The sequence below is a fragment of the Ensifer sp. YR511 genome, assembly GCF_900103045.1.
In the GTDB taxonomy this organism is placed as follows: Bacteria; Pseudomonadota; Alphaproteobacteria; order Rhizobiales; family Rhizobiaceae; genus Ensifer; species Ensifer adhaerens.
In genome coordinates this window covers 1-20211 of sequence record NZ_FNGR01000031.1, presented here as the reverse complement: position 1 = coordinate 20211, position 20211 = coordinate 1, and the positions used below count along the sequence as shown (strand labels likewise).

The 20211-nt window shown below is 61.5% G+C and carries 16 protein-coding genes and 1 pseudogene; 14 read left to right on the top strand and 3 right to left on the bottom strand.

Annotated features, from left to right (window positions below):
• Positions 1-194: 194 nt before the first annotated feature.
• From BLU15_RS31385 to BLU15_RS31375, 3 genes are read left to right on the top strand one after another with little or no spacing between them, the layout of a single operon-like run.
• Entirely contained in the window at positions 195-956 is a 762-nt protein-coding gene (locus BLU15_RS31385) for an ImuA family protein (protein WP_060529251.1), read from the top strand.
• Positions 871-2394 (top strand): Y-family DNA polymerase, encoded by a 1524-nt coding sequence (locus BLU15_RS31380; protein ID WP_090300797.1) that lies wholly within the window; start codon positions 871-873, stop codon positions 2392-2394. Before BLU15_RS31385 ends, BLU15_RS31380 begins: the two co-directional genes overlap by 86 nt.
• Positions 2391-5657, top strand: a complete 3267-nt coding sequence (locus BLU15_RS31375) for an error-prone DNA polymerase (RefSeq protein WP_090300795.1) — start codon at positions 2391-2393, stop codon at positions 5655-5657. Before BLU15_RS31380 ends, BLU15_RS31375 begins: the two co-directional genes overlap by 4 nt.
• Positions 5658-5741: 84 nt before the next feature.
• Here BLU15_RS31375 and BLU15_RS31370 read toward each other — a convergent pair whose 3' ends face one another.
• Positions 5742-6995, bottom strand: coding sequence for an ATP-binding protein (locus BLU15_RS31370; protein ID WP_090300793.1), 1254 nt, complete (start codon positions 6993-6995; stop codon positions 5742-5744).
• A 278-nt stretch (positions 6996-7273) separates the two neighbouring features.
• On the opposite strand from BLU15_RS31370, the pseudogene BLU15_RS31365 reads away from it, so the two are divergent.
• Positions 7274-8512, top strand: a pseudogene (locus BLU15_RS31365) (OB-fold nucleic acid binding domain-containing protein); the annotation flags it as partial.
• 802 nt (positions 8513-9314) lie between these two features.
• On the opposite strand, the gene BLU15_RS31360 reads toward BLU15_RS31365, so the two are convergent.
• Together BLU15_RS31360 and BLU15_RS31355 are read right to left on the bottom strand one after the other, a co-directional pair.
• Complete coding sequence (locus BLU15_RS31360) at positions 9315-10631, bottom strand: aspartate aminotransferase family protein (RefSeq protein ID WP_090300791.1); 1317 nt, start codon at positions 10629-10631, stop codon at positions 9315-9317.
• Between the two features lie 2 nt (positions 10632-10633).
• Complete coding sequence (locus BLU15_RS31355) at positions 10634-11683, bottom strand: phosphotransferase (RefSeq protein ID WP_090300789.1); 1050 nt, start codon at positions 11681-11683, stop codon at positions 10634-10636.
• A 181-nt stretch (positions 11684-11864) separates the two neighbouring features.
• Here BLU15_RS31355 and BLU15_RS31350 point away from each other — a divergent pair, with 181 nt between their 5' ends.
• From BLU15_RS31350 to BLU15_RS40690, 10 genes are all read left to right on the top strand, one after another.
• Positions 11865-12545 carry a GntR family transcriptional regulator gene (locus BLU15_RS31350; RefSeq protein WP_034800404.1) on the top strand — a complete coding sequence of 227 codons (681 nt, stop codon included), beginning with the start codon at positions 11865-11867 and terminating at the stop codon, positions 12543-12545.
• Between the two features lie 76 nt (positions 12546-12621).
• Entirely contained in the window at positions 12622-13362 is a 741-nt protein-coding gene (locus tag BLU15_RS31345) for an SDR family NAD(P)-dependent oxidoreductase (protein ID WP_034800406.1), read from the top strand.
• Positions 13363-13558: 196 nt separating this feature from the next.
• Positions 13559-14611 (top strand): ABC transporter substrate-binding protein, encoded by a 1053-nt coding sequence (locus tag BLU15_RS31340; RefSeq protein WP_034800408.1) that lies wholly within the window; start codon positions 13559-13561, stop codon positions 14609-14611.
• 90 nt (positions 14612-14701) lie between these two features.
• The gene (locus tag BLU15_RS31335; RefSeq protein ID WP_090300788.1) at positions 14702-15781 is read left to right on the top strand and encodes an ABC transporter ATP-binding protein; all 1080 of its coding nucleotides are present in this window, start codon (positions 14702-14704) and stop codon (positions 15779-15781) included.
• The gene (locus BLU15_RS31330; protein ID WP_060585502.1) at positions 15778-16956 is read left to right on the top strand and encodes an ABC transporter permease; all 1179 of its coding nucleotides are present in this window, start codon (positions 15778-15780) and stop codon (positions 16954-16956) included. Before BLU15_RS31335 ends, BLU15_RS31330 begins: the two co-directional genes overlap by 4 nt.
• Before the next feature lie 2 nt (positions 16957-16958).
• Positions 16959-17741, top strand: a complete 783-nt coding sequence (locus BLU15_RS31325; RefSeq protein WP_090300786.1) for an ABC transporter permease — start codon at positions 16959-16961, stop codon at positions 17739-17741.
• Between the two features lie 59 nt (positions 17742-17800).
• Positions 17801-18052 carry a helix-turn-helix domain-containing protein gene (locus BLU15_RS40310; protein ID WP_318267004.1) on the top strand — a complete coding sequence of 84 codons (252 nt, stop codon included), beginning with the start codon at positions 17801-17803 and terminating at the stop codon, positions 18050-18052.
• Between the two features lie 298 nt (positions 18053-18350).
• Positions 18351-18671: an SIS domain-containing protein gene (locus tag BLU15_RS31315; protein WP_090300784.1), complete on the top strand. Its 321-nt coding sequence runs from the start codon at positions 18351-18353 to the stop codon at positions 18669-18671.
• Between the two features lie 22 nt (positions 18672-18693).
• Positions 18694-19278 (top strand): tyrosine phosphatase family protein, encoded by a 585-nt coding sequence (locus BLU15_RS31310; RefSeq protein ID WP_060606803.1) that lies wholly within the window; start codon positions 18694-18696, stop codon positions 19276-19278.
• A 401-nt stretch (positions 19279-19679) separates the two neighbouring features.
• On the top strand, positions 19680-19811 hold the full coding sequence (locus BLU15_RS40690) for a hypothetical protein (protein ID WP_255381413.1): 132 nt from the start codon (positions 19680-19682) through the stop codon (positions 19809-19811).
• The last annotated feature ends 400 nt before the right edge of the window (positions 19812-20211 follow it).

Genomic DNA, 20211 nt, shown 5'->3' with positions numbered 1-20211 from the left:
CTGCTCGCTTCTGTCCCCGTTCCCCGGCATTCGATCTGTTCATTGCACCAAGCAGCGTGTCCGTGCTGGCGTCTCGATCGCAATCAACAGTCTCTTTTCTGAACTTCGTTGACTCGCAACTCAAATAGGAACAAATAGAGAACATATCAACAGGAAGCGCTAATGCATAGCCCTAAGGAGTTGTTCCTTCCAAAATGCCCCGTCCAGTCGACAATACCGTCGTCTCAGAACTTCGCGAGCGCATCCAGCGCCTTGAAGGCGCAAGCGGCCGTGGACGACAGGTGCTGCCGTTTGGTGTCACCGAGATTGATCGGCGATTGCCGGGTGGGGGGCTTGTACTCGGCTCGTTGCATGAGGTCGCCGGCGGCGGCAACGGTGCGATCGACGGCGCGGCGGCGGCTCTCTTTTGCGCGGGCATTGCCGCCCGCTCGAAAGGCAAGGTGCTCTGGTGTGTGACGCGGCCCGATCTCTTCGCGCCGGCGCTGGCTCAAGTCGGTCTTTCGCCGAGCCGCGTCATCTATGTGGAGGCCGGCGACGAAAAGGCGCTTCTTTCCTGCATGGAAGAGGGGCTTCGCCACGGCGGCCTCGGTGCCGTCGTCGGCGAGCTCGCGCGCCTTTCGATGACCGCCTCGCGCCGCTTGCAGCTTGCAGCCGAGAGTTCCGGCACGTTGGGCATTGCGATCCGCCGCTGGCGACGACAGGCCGAAGCCTCGGATTTCGGGCAGCCGACGGCATCGGTCACGCGCTGGCGCGTGTCCGTCCTGCCATCCGTCCCCTTGCCGGTTCCAGGCGTCGGCCGCGCGCGCTGGCTCGTCGAACTCATCCGCTGCCGTGCCGGCGAAAGTGCAGATTTCGAAGTGGAGGCCCCAGATGCCAAGGGTCGTATCGCTCTTCCTTCCGAGCTGGCCCACGGATCGCCTGAGGCGCAAGCTCGGCGACGCAGCTCCGCCGGCTGAAACGCCTCTCGTCCTCGTCGGTCGCGAACAGCGAAGGCGTGTGGTGCTCTCGGTAAATGCCGCGGCGATTGCCGCAGGCCTGAGACCCCGCATGGCCGCCACGAAAGCCCAGGCGCTCGTCGCAGGTCTTGTCGTCATGGACGCCGATCCGGCCGCCGATCAAGAAGCGCTCGAACGCCTGGCGCTCTGGGCGCTGCAGCGCTATGCGCCGATCGTAGCCGCCGATCCGCCCGATGGCCTGGTGATCGATACGACCGGTGCCGATCACCTGCATGGCGGCGAGGACTTGATGCTGTCAGGCATGGTCAACCGGTTCTTCGGATCCGGCATCGAGGCGCGGGCTGCGGTTGCCGATACCTGGGGGGCGGCCCATGCCGGCGCCCGGTTTCTCGCTCATCCGACGCTGGTTGTCGCTCCGGGGGCGCAGCAGGAAACCATCCGTGACCTGCCCGTCGCAGCGCTTCGCCTCGATCCTGCAATCGTCCATGGCCTTCGCGTGCTGGGCTTCAACACGATCGGTGAGGTGGCCGGCGTGCCGCGGGCGCCGCTTGCCCTTCGATTTGGACCCGAACTTGGCCGTCGCATCGACCAGGCCATGGGAGAGGTTGCCGAGCCGATCGATCCGGTCCGCACGCCTGAACTTATCGAAGTTCGCCGTTCCTTCGGTGAACCGATTGCGGCCGCCGAGACGATTGCGCGCTATGCCGCGAAGCTTGTGGGCGCGCTCTGTCTGGTACTGGAAGAAAGAGGCCTCGGCGCGCGGCGCGTCGACCTTCTCTTCCATCGCGTTGATAACACCTACCAGGCGATCCGCGCAGGCACCGCGACGCCCGTTCGCGACGCCAAGCGCCTGATCCGGCTCATCACTGATAGGATCGAGACGATCGATCCGGGCTTCGGGATCGAAATCATGTCGCTGACGGCAACCCACGCCGAGCCGCTGGTGGCAAGACAGGTCGTTTCCTCGCTGGTCGAGGAACCGGAGGCCGATGTTTCCGGCCTGATCGACATCCTGGGAAACCGCATCGGCGCACGCCGGCTGTATCGTTTTCAACCGGTCGCCAGCGACGTGCCCGAACGCTCCATCAACCGCATCGCGCCGATGGCGCCGGACGAAGGTCTCGCCTGGCCCGGCTATTGGCCAAGACCGGTGCGCTTGCTTCTCCATCCTGAAGCGATCGAGACGATGGCGCTTCTGCCCGATCATCCGCCGGTCAGTTTCACATGGCGTGGCGTGCGCCGACGGGTGAAACGTGCCGACGGCCCCGAACGCGTCTTCGGCGAATGGTGGAAGCGCGATGCCGAGCTCGTCGCCGTACGCGACTATTTCCAGGTCGAGGATGACGCCGGCGAGCGCTACTGGATTTATCGCGCCGGCGACGGCGAACACAGCGAGACCGGCAGCCACCAATGGTTCCTGCACGGGATTTTCGGATGACGACGCCGCTTTATGCCGAGCTGCAGGTGACCTCGCATTTCTCCTTCCTGCGCGGCGCATCCTCCTGCGAAGAGCTATTCCAACGTGCCGCCGAACTTAGGCTCGAGGCGCTGGCCATTGCCGATCGCAACAGCCTCGCCGGCATCGTGCGAGCGCACCAGGCGGCCAAGGATGTCGGCGTGCGGCTGGTCGTCGGCTGCCGCCTCGATCTTGAAGGCGATCTATCGGTCCTCGTCTTTCCGACTGACCGGCCGGCCTATGCGCGGCTTTGCCGGCTGCTGTCGCTCGGCAAGAAGCGCGGCGGCAAGGCGAAATGCCGGCTTGCCTGGTCCGATCTCGTTGCCTATGGCGAGGGACTGATCGCGGTTCTCCTTCCCGATGCCGCTGACGAGGACTGCGCGCGGGAGCTGCGCCGTCTGAGGCAAGAATTCGGCGACCGCGCCTACCTGGCGCTGACACTCCGGCGCCGGCCGAACGACCAGCTGCGCCTTCATCAACTCTCCAACCTGGCAGCTTCAATCGGCGTGCCGACGGTCGTCACCAACGACGTGCTGTTTCATGTGCCGGACCGGCGCATCCTGCAGGATGTCGTCACCTGCATTCGCCACAACATCATGATCGACGAGGCCGGTTTCCGCCGCGAGCGCCACGCCGACCGCTACCTGAAGCCGCCCGAGGAAATGGCGCGGCTCTTTGCGCGCTACCCCGAAGCGCTTACCCGCACCATCGAGATCCTGGAGCGATGCCGGTTTTCGCTCGACGAGCTCGCCTATCAATATCCGGAGGAGCGATCCAATCCTGCACTGACAGCCCAACAGACACTGGCGCAACTGACCTGGGAAGGTGCAGCCTGGCGTTACCCAGAAGGGTTGCCGGAAAAAGTCCGCAAGAACCTCGAGCACGAACTGCGGCTGATCGAGAAGCTTCAATATGCGTCCTACTTCCTGACAGTGAATTCGATCGTGCGTTTTGCCCGTTCAAGGGACATTCTATGCCAGGGCAGAGGATCGGCCGCCAATTCGTCTGTCTGTTATGTGCTCGGCATCACCTCGATCGACCCTGAAATCAACGACCTCCTGTTCGAGCGCTTCGTCTCCGAGGAACGGCGCGAGCCGCCTGACATTGACGTCGACTTCGAGCACGAGCGCCGCGAGATCGTCATGCAATGGGTCTTCGAGACCTATGGCCGTGATCATGCGGCCCTTTGCTCCACGGTCATCCGCTATCGGTCGAAAGGCGCCATCCGCGATGTCGGCAAGGCGCTTGGGCTGCCCGAGGACATGACGAAGATGCTGTCGTCGCAGGTCTGGGGCTGGGGCGAGGACATCGGCGAAAAACATGCCGAGGGGCTCAATCTCAACCTGTCCGATCGGCGCCTGCGCCTCACGCTCGATCTGGCCCGGCAGCTGATGGGGGCGCCGCGTCACCTGTCGCAGCATCCGGGCGGCTTCGTCCTGACGAACGATCGCCTCGACGAGCTCGTCCCGATCGAACCGGCGGCCATGGCCGACCGGCAGGTGATCGAATGGGACAAGGACGATATCGATATCCTGAAGTTCATGAAGGTCGATTGCCTGGCGCTCGGTATGCTCTCGTGCATGAAGCGCGGCTTTGATCTGCTGGCCGAACACAAGGGCATCAATCTTGATCTCGCGAGCATCCCGGCCGAAGATCCGCGCACTTACGCCATGATCCGCCGGGCCGACACACTCGGTACCTTTCAGATCGAAAGCCGCGCGCAGATGTCGATGCTGCCGAGGATCAAGCCGCGTACCTTCTATGACCTCGTCATCGAGGTGGCGATCGTGCGCCCCGGCCCGATCCAGGGCGACATGGTGCATCCCTATCTTCGCCGGCGCGAGGGCAAGGAGGCGGTGATTTACCCGAAGCCGGAACTGGAGCAGGTGCTTGGAAAGACGCTCGGTGTGCCGCTCTTCCAGGAACAGGCGATGCGGGTCGCCATCGAATGCGCCGGGTTCACGCCGGGCGAAGCCGATCAATTGCGCCGCGCCATGGCGACCTTCAAGCATACCGGCGGTGTTTCGAAGTTCGGCGAGAAGCTCGTCCGGGGCATGGTCGCAAACGGCTATGAGCCGGACTTTGCGATTAAGACCTTCAAGCAGCTCGAAGGTTTCGGCAGCTACGGGTTTCCGGAAAGCCATGCCGCGTCCTTCGCGCTGATTGCCTATGCCTCCTCCTGGCTCAAATGCTGGCATCCGGATGTCTTCTGCGCAGCACTTCTGAATGCCCAACCGATGGGCTTTTACGCCCCGGCCCAGATCGTGCGGGACGCGCGCGACCATGGCGTCGAGGTCCGGCCTGTGTGTGTGAACGCCAGCCGCTGGGATTGCACGCTCGAGGCAACGGGGGATGAAAGCCGCTTTGCCGTTCGCCTTGGTCTTCGCATGGTCAAGGCGCTGGCGAACGCTGACGCCGCGGCAATCGTTGCCTCGCGCGACGAAAGGCCTTTCGAGACCGTCGACGAACTCTGGCGCCGGGCAGGCGTTCCGGCCGCCTCTTTGGTCCAGCTTGCCGAAGCCGATGCCTTCCAACCTTCGCTCAAGCTTGCGCGACGCGAGGCACTCTGGGCGATCAAGGCGCTGCGCGACGAGCCGCTGCCGCTCTTTGCCGCGGCCTCTGAGCGTGAAAGCCGGACGGTCGCGGAACTGGATGAGCCATCAGTGGCGCTAAGGCCGATGACTGCGGGCGGCGAAGTGGTTGAGGACTATGGGCATGTCGGCTTGACGCTACGCAGCCATCCCCTCTCGTTCCTGCGCGCCGATCTGACGAAGCGTCGCATCGTCACGTGCAAGGAGGCGATGCAGACCCGGGATGGAAAATGGCTCGAAGCCGCAGGTCTGGTGCTCGTGCGCCAGCGGCCGGGTTCTGCCAAGGGCGTGATGTTCATCACCATCGAAGACGAAACCGGCATCGCCAATCTCGTCGTCTGGGCAAAGACCTTCGAGACGTTTCGCCGCGTTGTGCTCGGCGCCGGCATGCTCGGCGTCTATGGGCGCATTCAACGGGAAGGCGAGGTCGTTCACCTCGTTGCCCATCGGCTGACCGACCTATCCGGCGAACTTGCAAGCGTGGGCGATCGGGACGCCAGTTTTCCGCTTCCGCATGGAAGAGGTGACGAGTTCCATCGTGGGGCGCCGGCGCCCGATCCGCGCGGTATCCCGAAGGGACCGCGGCCGCGCGATATCGTCGATCCCTATCTGCATCTCGATCAGATCAAGGTGAAGACGCGGGATTTTCGGTGAGGGCCAACTTCGCATTGAACGGCCGGGTGTCGTGAACCCGACGAGTTTTGAGGATTCAAGTTCCATAATAAGTATCTCGTGATTTTACATCGTCCACAGGACCGAAAGCGGAGCGGCGTGCAATTTTTCGCCAAATGGCGTCACGCGGTCGTGATCGTGCAAAACGATGCCGTGCAGGAAGCGGTCGCCTACCGCCTCCTGTAACTGACGAAGCCCTTTGAAGTCTTCAGCCTTGACCGTCGACGATGCCTTGACCTCGATGCCGACGACGCGACCGCGCCGGTCCTCGACAACAACATCGACCTCGATCTGATCCTTCGTCCGATAGTGAGAGAACGAAAGTCGGCGTTCGGACCAAGATGCAAGCTTTAGGAGTTCTGATGCGACGAAGCTTTCGAGCAAAGGACCGAAACGCGTCTTGTTTTCACGGATACTGTTGACATCGTCTTCGCGCAGGGTTGCGAGCAGGCCAGTGTCGAGAAAATGCAACTTTGGTGTTTTTACCAGGCGACTAAGCCGGTTGTTGGACCATGGCGCGAGGGTTCGGACAAGGAAGAGTCGCTCAAGGATTGCTACATACTTTTGAGCGGTGACACTGGATAGTCCGAGGGCCGAGCCGGATCCGCTATGATTGACCAACTGTCCCGCATGCTCTGCAAGAACATTAAGGAGGCGCGGCAACCTGCCCAACTGATCGATGTTGGCAATGTCGCGCACGTCTCTGTCAAGGATAAGCGCCACGTAGTCTTCAAGCCACGCGGTGCGCCGGCCGGGCTGCGTCCTGCGTACGACCTCAGGGTACCCTCCACGTACAACCGTCTCAACAAGGTCGTCGCCGAGCACAAGTCCGTCCGCGATCGCGGGCACCTCTCCCGCAAAAATGCGATCAAGAAAGCGGCCTGGGGTCGATCGGATTTCAGCCTGTGCAAACGGCAGCAACGAAATTAGGGCCATGCGGCCGGCAAGAGAGTCTGCCACCGCCGGCACGGTGGCGAGGTTTGCTGAACCTGTGAGCAGGAAGCGGCCCGGCTCATCGCTGCGATCTACGCTTTCCTTTATCGCAAGCATTAACTCAGGCGCACGCTGAACTTCATCAATTACCGCTCGGTCGAGGCCGCGAACGAAGCCTACAGGGTCGGATTTGGCGGCGCTGAGTGTGCCGGCGTCATCAAGGGTGTAGTACGGCCGCTCTGTTCCAGAGAACTGTCGCGCAAGGGTGGTCTTTCCTGCCTGCCTTGGTCCGGCGACGAGAACGACGCGCGTGTCCGACAGCGCCGTCTCGACCATGGAGCGGGCCTTGCGTTGGATGAGTGCGTTCGGGCGATTTGTATTGGTCATGCGGCCGATGTTAACTCCATTGGCGTCCAATTTAAAGCAGAATTCCGTCCAATTTAAAATGTAACTTGCTTTATCGCGCGGCCAGTCGCTCGAAAACAAAGAGTGTACACGGAACGCGACGGACGGGGGCAGTCGATCCCTCTTCCCCTTCGGGCCACTATGTTGAAGCTCCTGCGGCGGCCCTTTTTCCGCCCGTCGCGTGACGCGAATTCCCGCTTTCCCGCTGAGGCGGCGCTTTGCTGAAAGCTCCGATACGCTTCATTCTTGACGGACCGATCAAGCATACCGGCGGTGTGTCGAAGTTCGGTGAGAAGCTTGTCCGGGGCATGGTCGCAAACGGCTACGAGCCGGACTTTGCGATTAAGACCTTCAAGCAGCTCGAAGGCTTCGGCAGCTACGGCTTTCCTGAAAGCCATGCGGCGTCCTTCGCGCTGATCGCCTACGCCTCCTCGTGGCTCAAATGCTGGCACCCGGACGTCTTCTGCGCGGCGCTTCTGAACGCGCAGCCGTTGGGTTTTTACGCCCCGGCCCAGATCGTGCGGGATGCGCGCGATCATCGGGTCGAGGTTCGGCCAGTTTGTGTGAACGCCAGCCGCTGGGATTGCACGCTTGAGGCAACAGCGGATGAAAGTCGCTTTGCCGTCCGTCTTGGTCTTCGCATGGCCAAGGGGCTGGCCAATGTCGACGCTGCGGCGATTGTCGTTGTGCGCGATGAACGACCTTTCGAGACCGTCGACGATCTCTGGCGTCGGGCAGGGGTTCCGGCAGCCTCGCTCGTCCAGCTTGCCGAGGCCGATGCGTTTCAGCCTTCGCTCGGGCTTGCTCGGCGCGAGGCACTTTGGGCGATCAAGGCATTGCGCGACGAGCCGCTGCCGCTCTTTGCCGCGGCATCTGCCCGGGAAAGTCGGACCGTCGCCGAACTCGATGAGCCATCAGTGGCGCTAAGGCCGATGACTGCGGGCGGCGAAGTGGTTGAGGACTATGGGCATGTCGGGCTGACGCTGCGCGACCATCCGCTCTCGTTCCTGCGCGCGGATCTGACGAAGCGCCGTATCGTCACCTGCCGGGAGGCGATGCGGACGCGTGATGGCAGATGGTTGGAGGCGGCCGGCCTGGTGCTTGTCCGACAGCGGCCGGGCTCGGCCAAAGGCGTGATGTTCATCACCATCGAGGACGAAACGGGCATAGCCAATCTGGTTGTCTGGGCCAAGACCTTCGAAAACTATCGCCGCGTGGTCCTCGGCGCCGGCATGCTCTGCGTTTATGGCCGGATTCAGCGCGAAGGCGAGGTTGTACACCTCGTTGCCCATCGCCTTACCGACCTATCCGCCGAACTTGCAAGTGTCAGCGAGCGGGATGCCAGTTTTCCACTTCCGCATGGCAGGGGGGACGAGTTTCATCATGGGGCGCCGGCGCCCGATCCGCGCGGCCTGCCGAAGGGGCCGCGTCCGCGCGATATCGTCGATCCCTATCTGCATCTCGATCAGATCAAGGTGAAGACGCGCGATTTCCGGTGAGAAGTGTTTTCTTGGAATCCTCGAAAGCCGGTTTACTGCTTCGTGCGGCCCGAAGTGCCGACGCTCGGCGAGGCGTGGGATGAGGTATCGCCCCACTCGGGGCGGTTCCCCCATGCCGCACCAAGCTCTGGCTAACGTTTGCCTAGCCTCGTCCGCCCCGCAGCCCGAATTGAGAGAGATGAGTCAGACGAGAGTCCGATAAGTCCAGAGCCAATGGCCACTTCGAGGGTCTGGCTGTATTCACTTCCCGCGAGCCCTTGTTTCTTGGCATGATTTTCAGCGGCGCCGCGTAAGACGGATGGCGACACGCCATACCGCACACTGTGGAAGGCGCCCAGAATAATAAGAAGTTTTTCGTCCAAGCTCTTCATAGTTTACCTTCAATCTATCTTGTGATGGAGGCGGCAATGGCGACCACTGGTGGACGGCATTGGACTCACCCGCGTGCTGCGGTTCCTTGGCTGCGTAATGGTTAGCCGCGCTTATCGCGCAGGCGTTGGTAAGGCGCTTTTCTTCGACGAGATTGCTCCATCGACACCTGCTTGTCAGGTGTGATGAAACCATGCCTTTGTTGGAAGCACTTAGAGGTGCCGTGGCCGTGACGGGTCCTTCCAAAGCAAAAGTAAGGCCCCGGCCCTAGGCATGGGTTCTGACCGCGATTTTGAAAGGAAGGTTTGTTAGAGCGCGATGCCAATCGCGCAACAATCAAAGCTAGCGAGCAAACTCGAGAGACCGTTCTACCTGTGTCTTCGCCTAAGCGTCAATCGGTAGTAAAACCCGACTGCGGCGCGAAGCCTCCTATTCAGAGAGACCGCAACACGTCGCCAAATGCATCCAACAGCATGTCCGCATTCTCGCGAGAAAAGACGAGAGGTGGCCGTATTTTCAGAACATTGGCATTGGGACCGGAGGCGCTGATGAGGATGCGGCGATCTCGCAGACCATTTACGATCCGAGTCGTTAGCGCGGCATCAGGGCTCTTGGCGGCAGGGTCGGCAACGATCTCGACGCCGATGAAGAGACCGGAACCGCGCACGTCCCCGAGAGCGTGGTATCGATCCGAAAGGCTCTTGAGGCCACCCATCAGGTAGGAGCCGACCTCCAGCGCATTTTGCTGCAGCCCCTCAATGCAGATAGTGTCGAGCACTGCCTTGCCGGCCGCGGCGGCGACCGGATTGCCGCCGAACGTGTTGAAATAGCGCGCCTTTGGGCCGAACTCAGCGATAACCTCGGGGCGCAGCACGATACCCGCCATCGGATAGCCGTTACCCATTGGTTTGCCGATCGTCACCATGTCGGGTGCAACGCCGTGGCGTTCGAAACCCCACATCGTTTCGCCCGTTCGACCGAAGCCGGGCTGCACCTCGTCGGCGATGAAGAGGCCGCCAGCCTCGTGGATCGCGTCCACCGCAGGCTTGAGAAAACCTCTCGGCCCTTCGAAGATGCCGTCGCTGGAAAAGATCGTATCGGTGATCAGCATGGCCGGCTTGATGCCGTGACGTTTGAGATCGGCGATTGCGGCGCGCACGTCGTGGCCGAATTTTACCGCCAACTGTTCGGGCGAGTGACGGTAGCTGTCCGGCGCGGGCACCGTGCGCACATGCGGGCCGAGCGTCACGGATTCGCCGAGCGAGGGCGAGAATTCGGCAACCGCGCTCGTCAGGCCGTGATAGGCGAGGTTCGTCGCGATGATGCCGGTGCCCCCAGTGACGAAGCGGGCGATGCGAACGGCGAGATCGTTCGCTTCACTGCCGGTGCAGGTGAACATGGCCTGGCTGAGCGCCTCGGGGAAGGTGGCCGTCAGTGCCTCGGCATAGGCGACGATCCCTTCGTGCAGGTAGCGTGTGTGAGTGTTGAGCACGGCCGTCTGCTTCGTGATTGCCTCCACCACGCGCGGATGGCAATGGCCGAGCGAGGCGACGTTGTTGTAAGCGTCGAGATACCGCTCGCCGGCCGTGTCGTACAGAAAAACGCCTTCGCCGCGGACAAGATGCAGCGGTTTTTCGTAAAACAGGCGGTAGGCGGGACCGAGCACTTTTTCTCGGCGCGCGATAAGCGCCCTCTCGCTCTCGTCTAGTCGGTCGAAATCTGCACGCGAAAAAGCATTCACCATCGACATGATCAAGCCTCGGAAAGGTTGGGCGCGAGCCGTTTCAGCCCGGCCGGAGTGAGATCGACTATGTTCTGCAGGCCGCGGCATGCGGTCGCGTGGTTACGCATGATATAGGCCCGGTTCTCAGGAAAACGTGCGGAACGCCACTCCGCGATGATGATGGACATGGCGAGGCGGGAACGGGCGAGAAGCGGTAGCAGCTCGATTTCGGCCGGCTCCAGCGCGCGCGCCGACAGGAAGCCTTCGAGGAAGGCGCCGGTGCGGGCGGCCCAATTGTCGGTCGCAAGGTGATAGGAGAGGGCGACGGCAAGGTCATTGATCAAGGGCGCATGCACCATGTCGCCGAAGTCGATGATACCAACAACTTTGGTCGGCTCTGCCGGATCAAGCAGGATGTTGTGCGGATTGAAATCGTTATGGATGATCTGCCGGCGCTTGATCGCGGCGATCGCCGGCATCGAGCGTTCGAACTCGGCGAGTACGGCCTCAACCTGCGCTCGGCGCTCGATGCCGACATGGTCGAGCAGGGCGACAAGGTCGAGTGTATGAGAAATGTCCCACATCAACTTTCCGGCGGGCGGGCGCCCTTTGTAGTCTTCGAGACCCAGCCCAAGTTGTGCGAGCGCCCGGCCGACGTTGCGGCTCTGCGTCTCTGAGGCCGAGGTGCGGTACTGCAGTTCGCCGCCGAGGAAGGTCAACAGGCGCATGACGCGGGGGCCATCGGAGGTGGAAAGCGTATGGCTCGGCGCTCCGGTTTTCGTGAGCATGAGCCTTGGCACCGGTACATTGGGGGCCGCAGCCTCCAGATGCATTAGCGCACCATCCTGGAACTCAAGCGAGGCCGGGTCTTCGGCGGGATTGGCAATCTTGAGGATGAAGTCCTTTCCATCCGAGCGGGTAAAAAGAAAGGTCTCGTCCCTTTCGCTTGAGAGCCGCCTGATCGAGCCGCTCGCGCCATAGACCTGCTTCACCGCCGCCTCCGCATCGGAAAGCGATGTCGCGCTCCATGTTGCCGACATGGAATCGGCGTTCTTGGCGGTGGGCGATGGCTCCGTCATGCTTGCTCCGTTGGCGCGGTCGCCCGCATTTCCGTCAATCTCTGCCCGTCAGCTGACCACGACGACGACGACATTGTCGCGCCAAGCCGTTCGGTGAATGATGTCTGCGACACGCCATACTTGAAACACAGCGAAAAAGATGCATCAAGTATCTTGTTATTCCATTTTTCGGACGAATTCCATGCCTCAATTCACGTCACTGGATCATGAGAACCTCAACAGCGTCGTCTATGGTGCGTTGTGCGATGCGCTGATCCAGGGACGGTTCCAACCCGGCGATCGGCTGAAGATCCGGGACCTGGCAGAGCAATTCGGCACAAGCGTTACGCCGATCCGCGACGCAATCCTTCGGCTTGCCAATGACGAGGCGATCATCTTCCGCTCGCCGCGCGACATCCGCATCCCGGGCTTGAGCGAAAACCGCTACCGCGAGATCCGCGCAATACGGGTGCGCCTGGAAGGACTGGCGGCGGAGACTGCGGCTCAGGTGGCGACGAGCGCGGATATCGAAGCGTTGGAGCGAATCTTGCGCGAAAACGAACAAGCAATCGAGGCCGGCGACCGACTGAAGGGTACGCAACTCAACCAAGCCTTCCACTTCCTGCTGCCGCAGATCGCCGGGCTGCCGGTGCTGAACAGCATCCTGCGGCGGCTCTGGCTGCGGATGGGGCCACACATTTCCGATGCTTACATAGAGGGCGGAAGGGCTATGATTGACCACCACTACCCGGTCGTCGAAGCCCTAAAGCGGCACGATCCCGCCGCCGCTTCGATGGCAATCGTCGACGACATCCTGCTCGGCGGCAAGCCGATCCTCGAGCGCATCGAACGGGGCAGCGAGCCGGAGGCGCGCCGGGCTTAACGTCGCTTGGAATAGGAGACTTGCAATTCATGGGCAGCCTATTACGATGCATCAAACATCAAAAGGAAGCGCTCCGATGACCGATGATTGCCGGTACATGTTGCTGACGGGGGCGAGCCGGGGGATCGGGCACGCAACGGTCAAGCTCTTTCAGTCGAAGGGCTGGCGTATTCTCACCGTTTCTCGCCAGTCCTTTTCCGAGGAATGTGCCTGGCCGTCCGCACGCGAGAGCCATATCCAGGCCGACCTTGCCGATCTCACGCAGATTGACCGCCTGGCTGCGACCGTGCGCGAGCGCCTACCGAACGGGCGCCTGCATGCACTCGTGAACAATGCGGGCATTTCGCCGAAGGGACCGGGCAAGAGTCGCCTCGGTGTGCTGGATACCGATGCCGATGTCTGGACGCAGGTGCTCAACGTAAATCTTGTGTCGACCGCTTTGATCGCCCGCGCGCTCATGCCGGAACTGGAAGCGGCGAAGGGCTCGATCGTCAATGTTACGTCCATCGCAGGCTCTCGCGTCCACCCTTTTGCAGGCGTTGCCTATGCGGCGTCCAAAGCGGCGCTGGCCTCACTGACCCGCGAAATGGCGCACGAATTCGGCCAACGCGGCGTCAGGGCGAACGCCATCGCGCCGGGCGAGATCGAAACGTCTATCCTGTCGCCCGGAACCGATGAACTGGTGGCGGCGGAAGTGCCGATGCGAAGACTGGGCGAACCGCGCGAAGTCGCGGAGACCATCTACTTCCTTTGCACCGAGCCATCGTCCTACATCAACGGCGCGGAAATCCACATCAACGGAGGGCAGCACGTCTGACAACGGTCAAATCGGGAAAACCCGTTGGCCTGCAATGACTAGAATGCATCCATCGGTTGAAACGTCCAAGGGAGAATGGGCGCAAAGACCGGTGAGGCCGCAGCCACCGCCGCAAACAGGACGGGGACAACGGTCTGCATGGGATCGTCATCGGAGCCGCAGCGGCTCTTTCACCAACGAAGAAAAGGGGAATGCCATGAAGACAATCTTTCAATCGGGTGTCCTGGCGGCGGCTGCCGTCGTTCTGTCGGCGGGCCTTGCTGTGCCGGTTTTCGCGCGAGATCTAACAGTCGTTTCATGGGGTGGAAACTATCAGGATGCCCAGCGCAACATCTACTTCAAACCGTTCTCCGAAAAGTCCGGCAAGCCAGTGCTCGACGAAGCCTGGGACGGCGGGATCGGCGTCATCCAGTCGAAGGTCAAGGCCGGCGCACCGAACTGGGATGCGGTGCAGGTGGAAGCCGAAGAACTGGCGCTCGGTTGTGCCGACGGTCTTTATGAAAAGATCGACTGGGACAAGATGGGCGGTAAGGACAAATTCCTCGATTCTGCGGTCAATGACTGTGGTGTCGGCGCCATCGTCTGGTCGACGGCCATCGCCTATGACGGCGACAAGCTGAAGGAAGGCCCGACTTCCTGGGCGGACTTCTGGAACGTCGAAAAGTTCCCCGGCAAGCGCTCGCTGCGCAAGGGCCCAAAATACACGCTGGAATTCGCGCTACTCGCCGATGGTGTCTCCAAGGATGAGATCTATGACGTTCTCGGTACAGAGGAGGGGGTCGCCCGCGCCTTCAAGAAACTCGACGAATTGAAGCCTAACATCGTCTGGTGGGAATCGGGCGCACAGCCGTTGCAGTTTCTCGCATCGGGCGAAGTCGCCATGACTTCGGCATACAACGGCCGCATCACCGGCATCAATCGGTCGGAAGGCAAGAACTTCAAGGTCGTCTTTCCCGGCAGCATTTATGCCGTCGATAGCTGGGTCGTGTTGAAGGATGCGGAGAACAAGGAGGCTGCGCAGGACTTCATCGCTTTTGCGAGCCTGCCGGAAAACCAGGCGAAACTGCCGGAATTCGTGGCATACGGTCTGCCGAACAAGGAGGCTGCGTCCAAAGTACCGGCGGAATTCTCCAAGGACCTGCCAACCGATCCTGCCAACATGACAGATGCCATCTCGCTCAATGTCGATTTCTGGATCGACAATGCCGAGACGCTGACGCAGCGCTTCAACGCCTGGCTCGCCCAGTAAGAACATCCGTGGTGAAGGGCGCTCCACCGGGAGCGCCCGTTCCTGGATGGCTGGGTGCGTTTCTTGAGGACGCATCCTTCGCCTTTAGCGATGGAGTCTTCCGTGGCCGAATACATTCGATTTGACCGCATTACGAAATTCTACGGCCCGCTTTGCGTGGTTGAACATCTCGATCTCGGCATCGGGAAGGGGGAGTTCGTCAGCCTGCTCGGCCCGTCCGGCTCGGGCAAAACGACGCTTCTTATGATGCTCGCTGGCTTCGAGCAGCCGACCGCGGGCGAGATCCTTCTCGACGGAACTGCCATCAATAAGGTGCCCACCTACAAGCGGGACATGGGTGTTGTCTTCCAGAGCTACGCGCTCTTCCCGCACATGTCAGTCGGCGAAAACATCGCTTTTCCGCTCCAGATGCGGGGCATTGGCAAGGCGGGGATCGATGAGCGCGTCAAACGTGCACTCGACATGGTGCAGCTTTCAACCCTTTCCGACCGACGGCCCTCGCAGCTCTCGGGTGGCCAGCAGCAGCGCGTGGCGCTTGCCCGGGCGCTTGTCTTCGAACCGCGTGTCGTGCTGATGGACGAGCCACTCGGCGCGCTTGACAAGCAGTTGCGCGAGCAGATGCAACTCGACATCCGCGATCTGCACCGCCGCCTCGGCCTAACAATCGTTTTCGTTACGCATGACCAGTCCGAAGCGCTTACGATGTCGGATCGCGTCGCCGTCTTCAACAAGGGCAAGATCGAGCAGATCGGGACACCCCGCCAGGTCTACGACGAGCCGGCGACGCGCTTCGTCGCCGAATTCATCGGCGAGACCAATCTCGTCGAAGGTGTCGTGGAAACCGTGCAAGGCGCGGAAGCGACTGTGCGTCTTCGTTCCGGGGCACAAATTGTGTCGGCGGTTTCCGGCAGCGTCGCTTCCGGCCAATCCGTCTTTCTCTCCATCCGTCCGGAACGGGTAGATCTCAGCGAGACGCGCAGTGAGGGTCGAAACGTCTTGGAAACGGAAGTTGCAGATTCCGTTTATCAGGGCGATCATTTGCGCGTGCAGTTGCAGAACGCCACTCACCCGCTGATCGCCAAACTCGGCAGAAGGTCGCGCGAGTTTCCGCCAGGCACCAAAGTCTTTGCGGCGTTTTCGGCCGGCGATTGTCGGGTCATTGCGCCATGAGTGGAGTCTCCTCCCGCACTGGACGATCGCTGCTTCTTCTGGCGCCGCTGCTCTTTTTCCTCATCGGCTTCTTCGTTTGGCCGCTCTTCAGCATGATGGCGCAGTCCGTGTCGGATCCGGCCGTGTTGCGGCTGCTGCCACGCAGCGCGGAAGTTCTGGCCGATTGGGACCGTAAGTCTCCACCCACCACACCCATGCAGATGGCGCTGATGGAGGACCTGAAGTCCGTCGACGACGATCAGGCGCTTGGTGACATGGTGCGCCGTCTCAACAGCGCCCGCTCCGGTTTTCGCACGCTGATGGGGAAGACGACGAGTGCATTGAAAGATACGGCGAACCCACCCGCCGACCTCGTTTCCATCGATAAACGCTGGGAGAAGCCGGAGTTCTGGCTGGCGATCGCAGATGCGCTCTCGCCCTATACCGACCGCAACCTGCTTGCCGCCGTCGATCTTGGTCGCAATGCGGCTGGTGATATCGAGCATTTGCCGCCAGACCAGTCCGTCAACGCCGTGATCCTCATGCGCACCTTCTGGATAGCCGCGCTCGTCACCTTCGCATGCGCCTGTATCGGCTTTCCGTACGCAATCATCGCCGCTTCGCTCGACGGTTGGAAGCGTGATCTGATGCTTGGCGCCGTGTTGTTGCCGCTGTGGACGTCGCTTCTGGTGCGCACCGCGGCCTGGTTCATCCTGTTGCAGGAGCAGGGTCTCATCAATGATCTCCTGCGCGCCATCGGCCTCATAGATGCGCCGCTGACGCTGATCTTCAACCGCACCGGCGTCATCATCGCCATGACCCATGTGTTGTTGCCGTTCATGGTGCTCCCGATCTATTCCGTGCTCATCACCATCCCGAAGAACTTGATGCCGGCCGCCGCCTCGCTCGGCGCGCGCCCGCTGCGCGCTTTCCTGCGAGTGTTGCTGCCGCTAAGCCTCAGGGGTGTGGCGTCCGGCGCTCTGCTAGTGTTCATCTCTGCGATTGGCTATTACATAACGCCGGCGCTGATTGGCGGACCGGGCGACCAGATGATCTCCTCGATCATCGCCTTTTACGCCACGGGATCGGCGAATTGGGGCATGGCCGGTGCGCTCGGGGTCGTACTCCTGGTCGCAACTCTACTGCTCTACAGCGTCTACTCACGGCTCTCCAGCGACGAAGTTGGGGGGCGGTGACCATGCCGATGAAAATCGCCAAGGCCACCTTCGCCACGCTGACGATCCTCTTCCTCGTCGCGCCACTCATTGCCATCCTGCCGCTCGCCTTCACCTCGAGCGTGATCCTCACCTATCCGATCCCGTCGTGGTCCCTACGCTGGTTTGAGGAACTCTTCTTCGCGGACGCCTGGCGGCGGGCAATCGTCAACAGCCTGATCATCGGCACGGGCACGACCTTGCTCGCAACCGCGCTTGGTACGGCCGCGTCGCTCGGCCTGCGCAACCGCCTTCTTCTCTTTCGCGGTTCGATGCGCACAGTTTTCCTGCTGCCCATGGTGGTGCCGGCCGTCGTGCTGGGGGTCGGCATGCAAGTGCTGCTGGCGGGTTTTGGCCTTACCAACAGTTACATGGGCGTGATCATCGCCCACACGGTCGTTGCGGTGCCCTTTGTGGTCGTGAGCGTCACCGGCGCGCTTGCCGGCATTGACCAGCGCGTCGAGCTTGCGGCCCAGAGCCTCGGTGCTTCGCCAACGACGGTGTTCCGCCGGGTCACCCTGCCGCTCGCCATGCCGGGCGTACTCTCTGGCGCGGTGCTCGCCTTTGCGACGTCGTTGGACGAAGTCGTCCTCACGCTCTTCGTCGCAGGCCCGAACCAGCGGACGTTGGCGCGGCAGATGTTTTCCAGCATCCGTGAAAACATCAGCCCTGCGATCGCTGCAGCGGCCTTTCTCTTCATCGCGGGGACGGTGTTGATCGGCCTCGCTGTGGTTGTGTCGCGGTCTTTGATAGCGAAGCGGCGCTAGGAGACGGGAAGCACAGCGCTTGCGGCTCCTAGCATGTCACCGCAGACGGAGTCGAACATCTGCAGGATGGCGGTGCGGCGGCTTGCATCTCCCGGACGCAGCGTGACCTCCGCAGAGGCATAGGTCTCAGCCAGCAGGAGTTTGCCAAGATCGTCGGCCTCACTCGTCGGCAGATCGCTGAAATAGAAGTCGGCGGCGCGAACCCAAGGTTGGAGACACTGGAGAAAGTCGGTCGGGGGGCTTGGTCGTTGGCTTCGTGGCGAAGCCAGAGCCGGACCCCTAGTCTGCTATCCTCGGAATACACGGTTTGAATTCCGTCCGATTAAAAGTGAAATCTCGTCTAAATCAAAGTGGGGCTCACCCACGTTCACAACCTTCACATTCGCCGGATTAAATTGATTCTCAAGCGGAACGCTAAGTACGGGGCATCCGGTCCCATCCCCTTTCGGATGTTGAAGGTCCTGCCACGGCCCTTTTTCCGCACTTCCCGTGACGCGAATTCCTATTTTCCCCCACAGCGCGGCGCTATGCTGAAAGCTCTGATACGCTTCATCCCCGGCTCGTTTGCAATGCTGTCACAGCTTCGCCGTCCTACCCATCTTCACTGACATGAATTCCGATCCAACCTTGCAGATGGTTTCCGCACCGCGCCTGACGGGAGAAGACGTGCTTTTCGTGCTCTCCTTCTCGGGCCGAACGAGCTATCTTATTTCGAACATCGAGATTGCCAAGAAGGCCGGCGCACGTATAGTTTCCATCTCTCCGGGCGGCTCCGTCGTCGCCTCCCTCGCCGATGGAAGCATCAATCTCAACGCCTACCGCGCCTCGACCCATCCCCTCATCGTGCCGACCGGCCGCGCCCCGATGTATGTGATGCTCGACGTGCTTTTTGCCCTGGTCGCGCGCAAGTGCGAGGCAGACACGCTATGAACCGGATGCAAGGACAATCGACATGGAAACGACCTTTTCGCCAGTGCTGACCGTTTGTGGGATCGACGAACTACCGGGCCAGAGCGACAGGAAGGTGACCCACGTCCTGTCGATCGTCGATCCGGAGCTGCCGGAACTTGAGGCGTTTGGCGGTTACGGCGCCCATCACCGCACGACCTTGCGCTTCCACGACATCATTGCAGCCGTACCTAACCGGGTGATGCCGCGCCCCGACCATGTCGAGGCGATCCTTCGCTTCGGCAACGACTTCCTGGAGCGCGCAGATAAGCAGGCGTCGAGCCACGTTCTGGTGCATTGCCATATGGGCGTGTCGCGATCGACCGCCGCGATGCTGACCCTGATGGCGCAGGCAAACCCGGACGAGCCGGGCGAGAGCCTGTTTGCCCGTCTTGTCGCCATCCGTCCGCAGGCCTGGCCGAACTCGCAGATGATCGGCTTTGCCGATGAACAGCTCGGCCGCGGAAGCGACCTCACCACGGCGCTGCGCCGCCATTACGGACGACAGATCAAAAGCCGCCCCGAGTTCACCGAATGGATGACCTCCCTCGGCCGCGAGGCGGAGTTGAAGATGGCCATGCTCGGCTGACGTCGACCGCTGACTCGTAGACCTTTTGTTCGCGGCCGTTCGATGATCATGCGATCGCCGAGCTTGAAGGCGGCCCCGCCCTCTGCGGCCGCGACCTCAGTTGCGTCGCGCACCGTGGGCCTAGGCGTCTCGCTGACGCCGCCACATACCCAGGCATCGACTAGTCGCATGTTCTCGATCAGATCAGGCGAGCAATCGACGCTGACGAGAGGGCGCGTTTAGAAAGGGAAGGGGCTCTTTTCGGGAGCCACCATTGGGTCGGGGAGCACGGCTCCCACATCGTCAGCGCCGCCCACACTTTCGCCCGCGTGTATAACGTCATGGTGAAGCGGGCGGCTTGCGGTTGGGATGCTCGCATCGTTTGATGCAGTTTATCGTCTCTGACGCGGTGACCGCTTCTTTTGCGCGACTCCTTAGCGAAATCGACCTTCTTCGGAACGTCGGTCGCCGTGCCATCAGCCCTTCGAGGCGAGATCGAGCAACGTCGCTCGCAGAAGATGATCACCTTCTCCTGCCAGAACCTCGGCCTGTAGCGAGCCCATTTTTTCAGAGATGTTCGAGACCCATGCTGTCGGCAACATCCACATCGGCCGCCTGCTGGAGAGGCAGGCAAATGGGAGGCGGCTCATCACCAGGATCAGTACCCCGTATTTGAGCGGAGCTGCTTGCCGGGGGCGTGGGCCCGGTTGCTGAATAATCGCCGGCGCCTGCCGAACCTCCTTGGTCGATCGATTTCCGCCCGTTTAAGCGGGCGGAAAGTGGCTGCTGCTGTCTGTGGATAGAAATACCGTTTAATTTCAATGTGTTGTGAGATTTATGTCGGGCCCATGAAAATCCCTGTTGACGTCTGTGAGGATGGGGGTCTATAAGCCCGATCACTGACGAGGGCGGCGGCGCTGCTGGCGACGACGACCTTCGCTCTAGAGTTTCCTG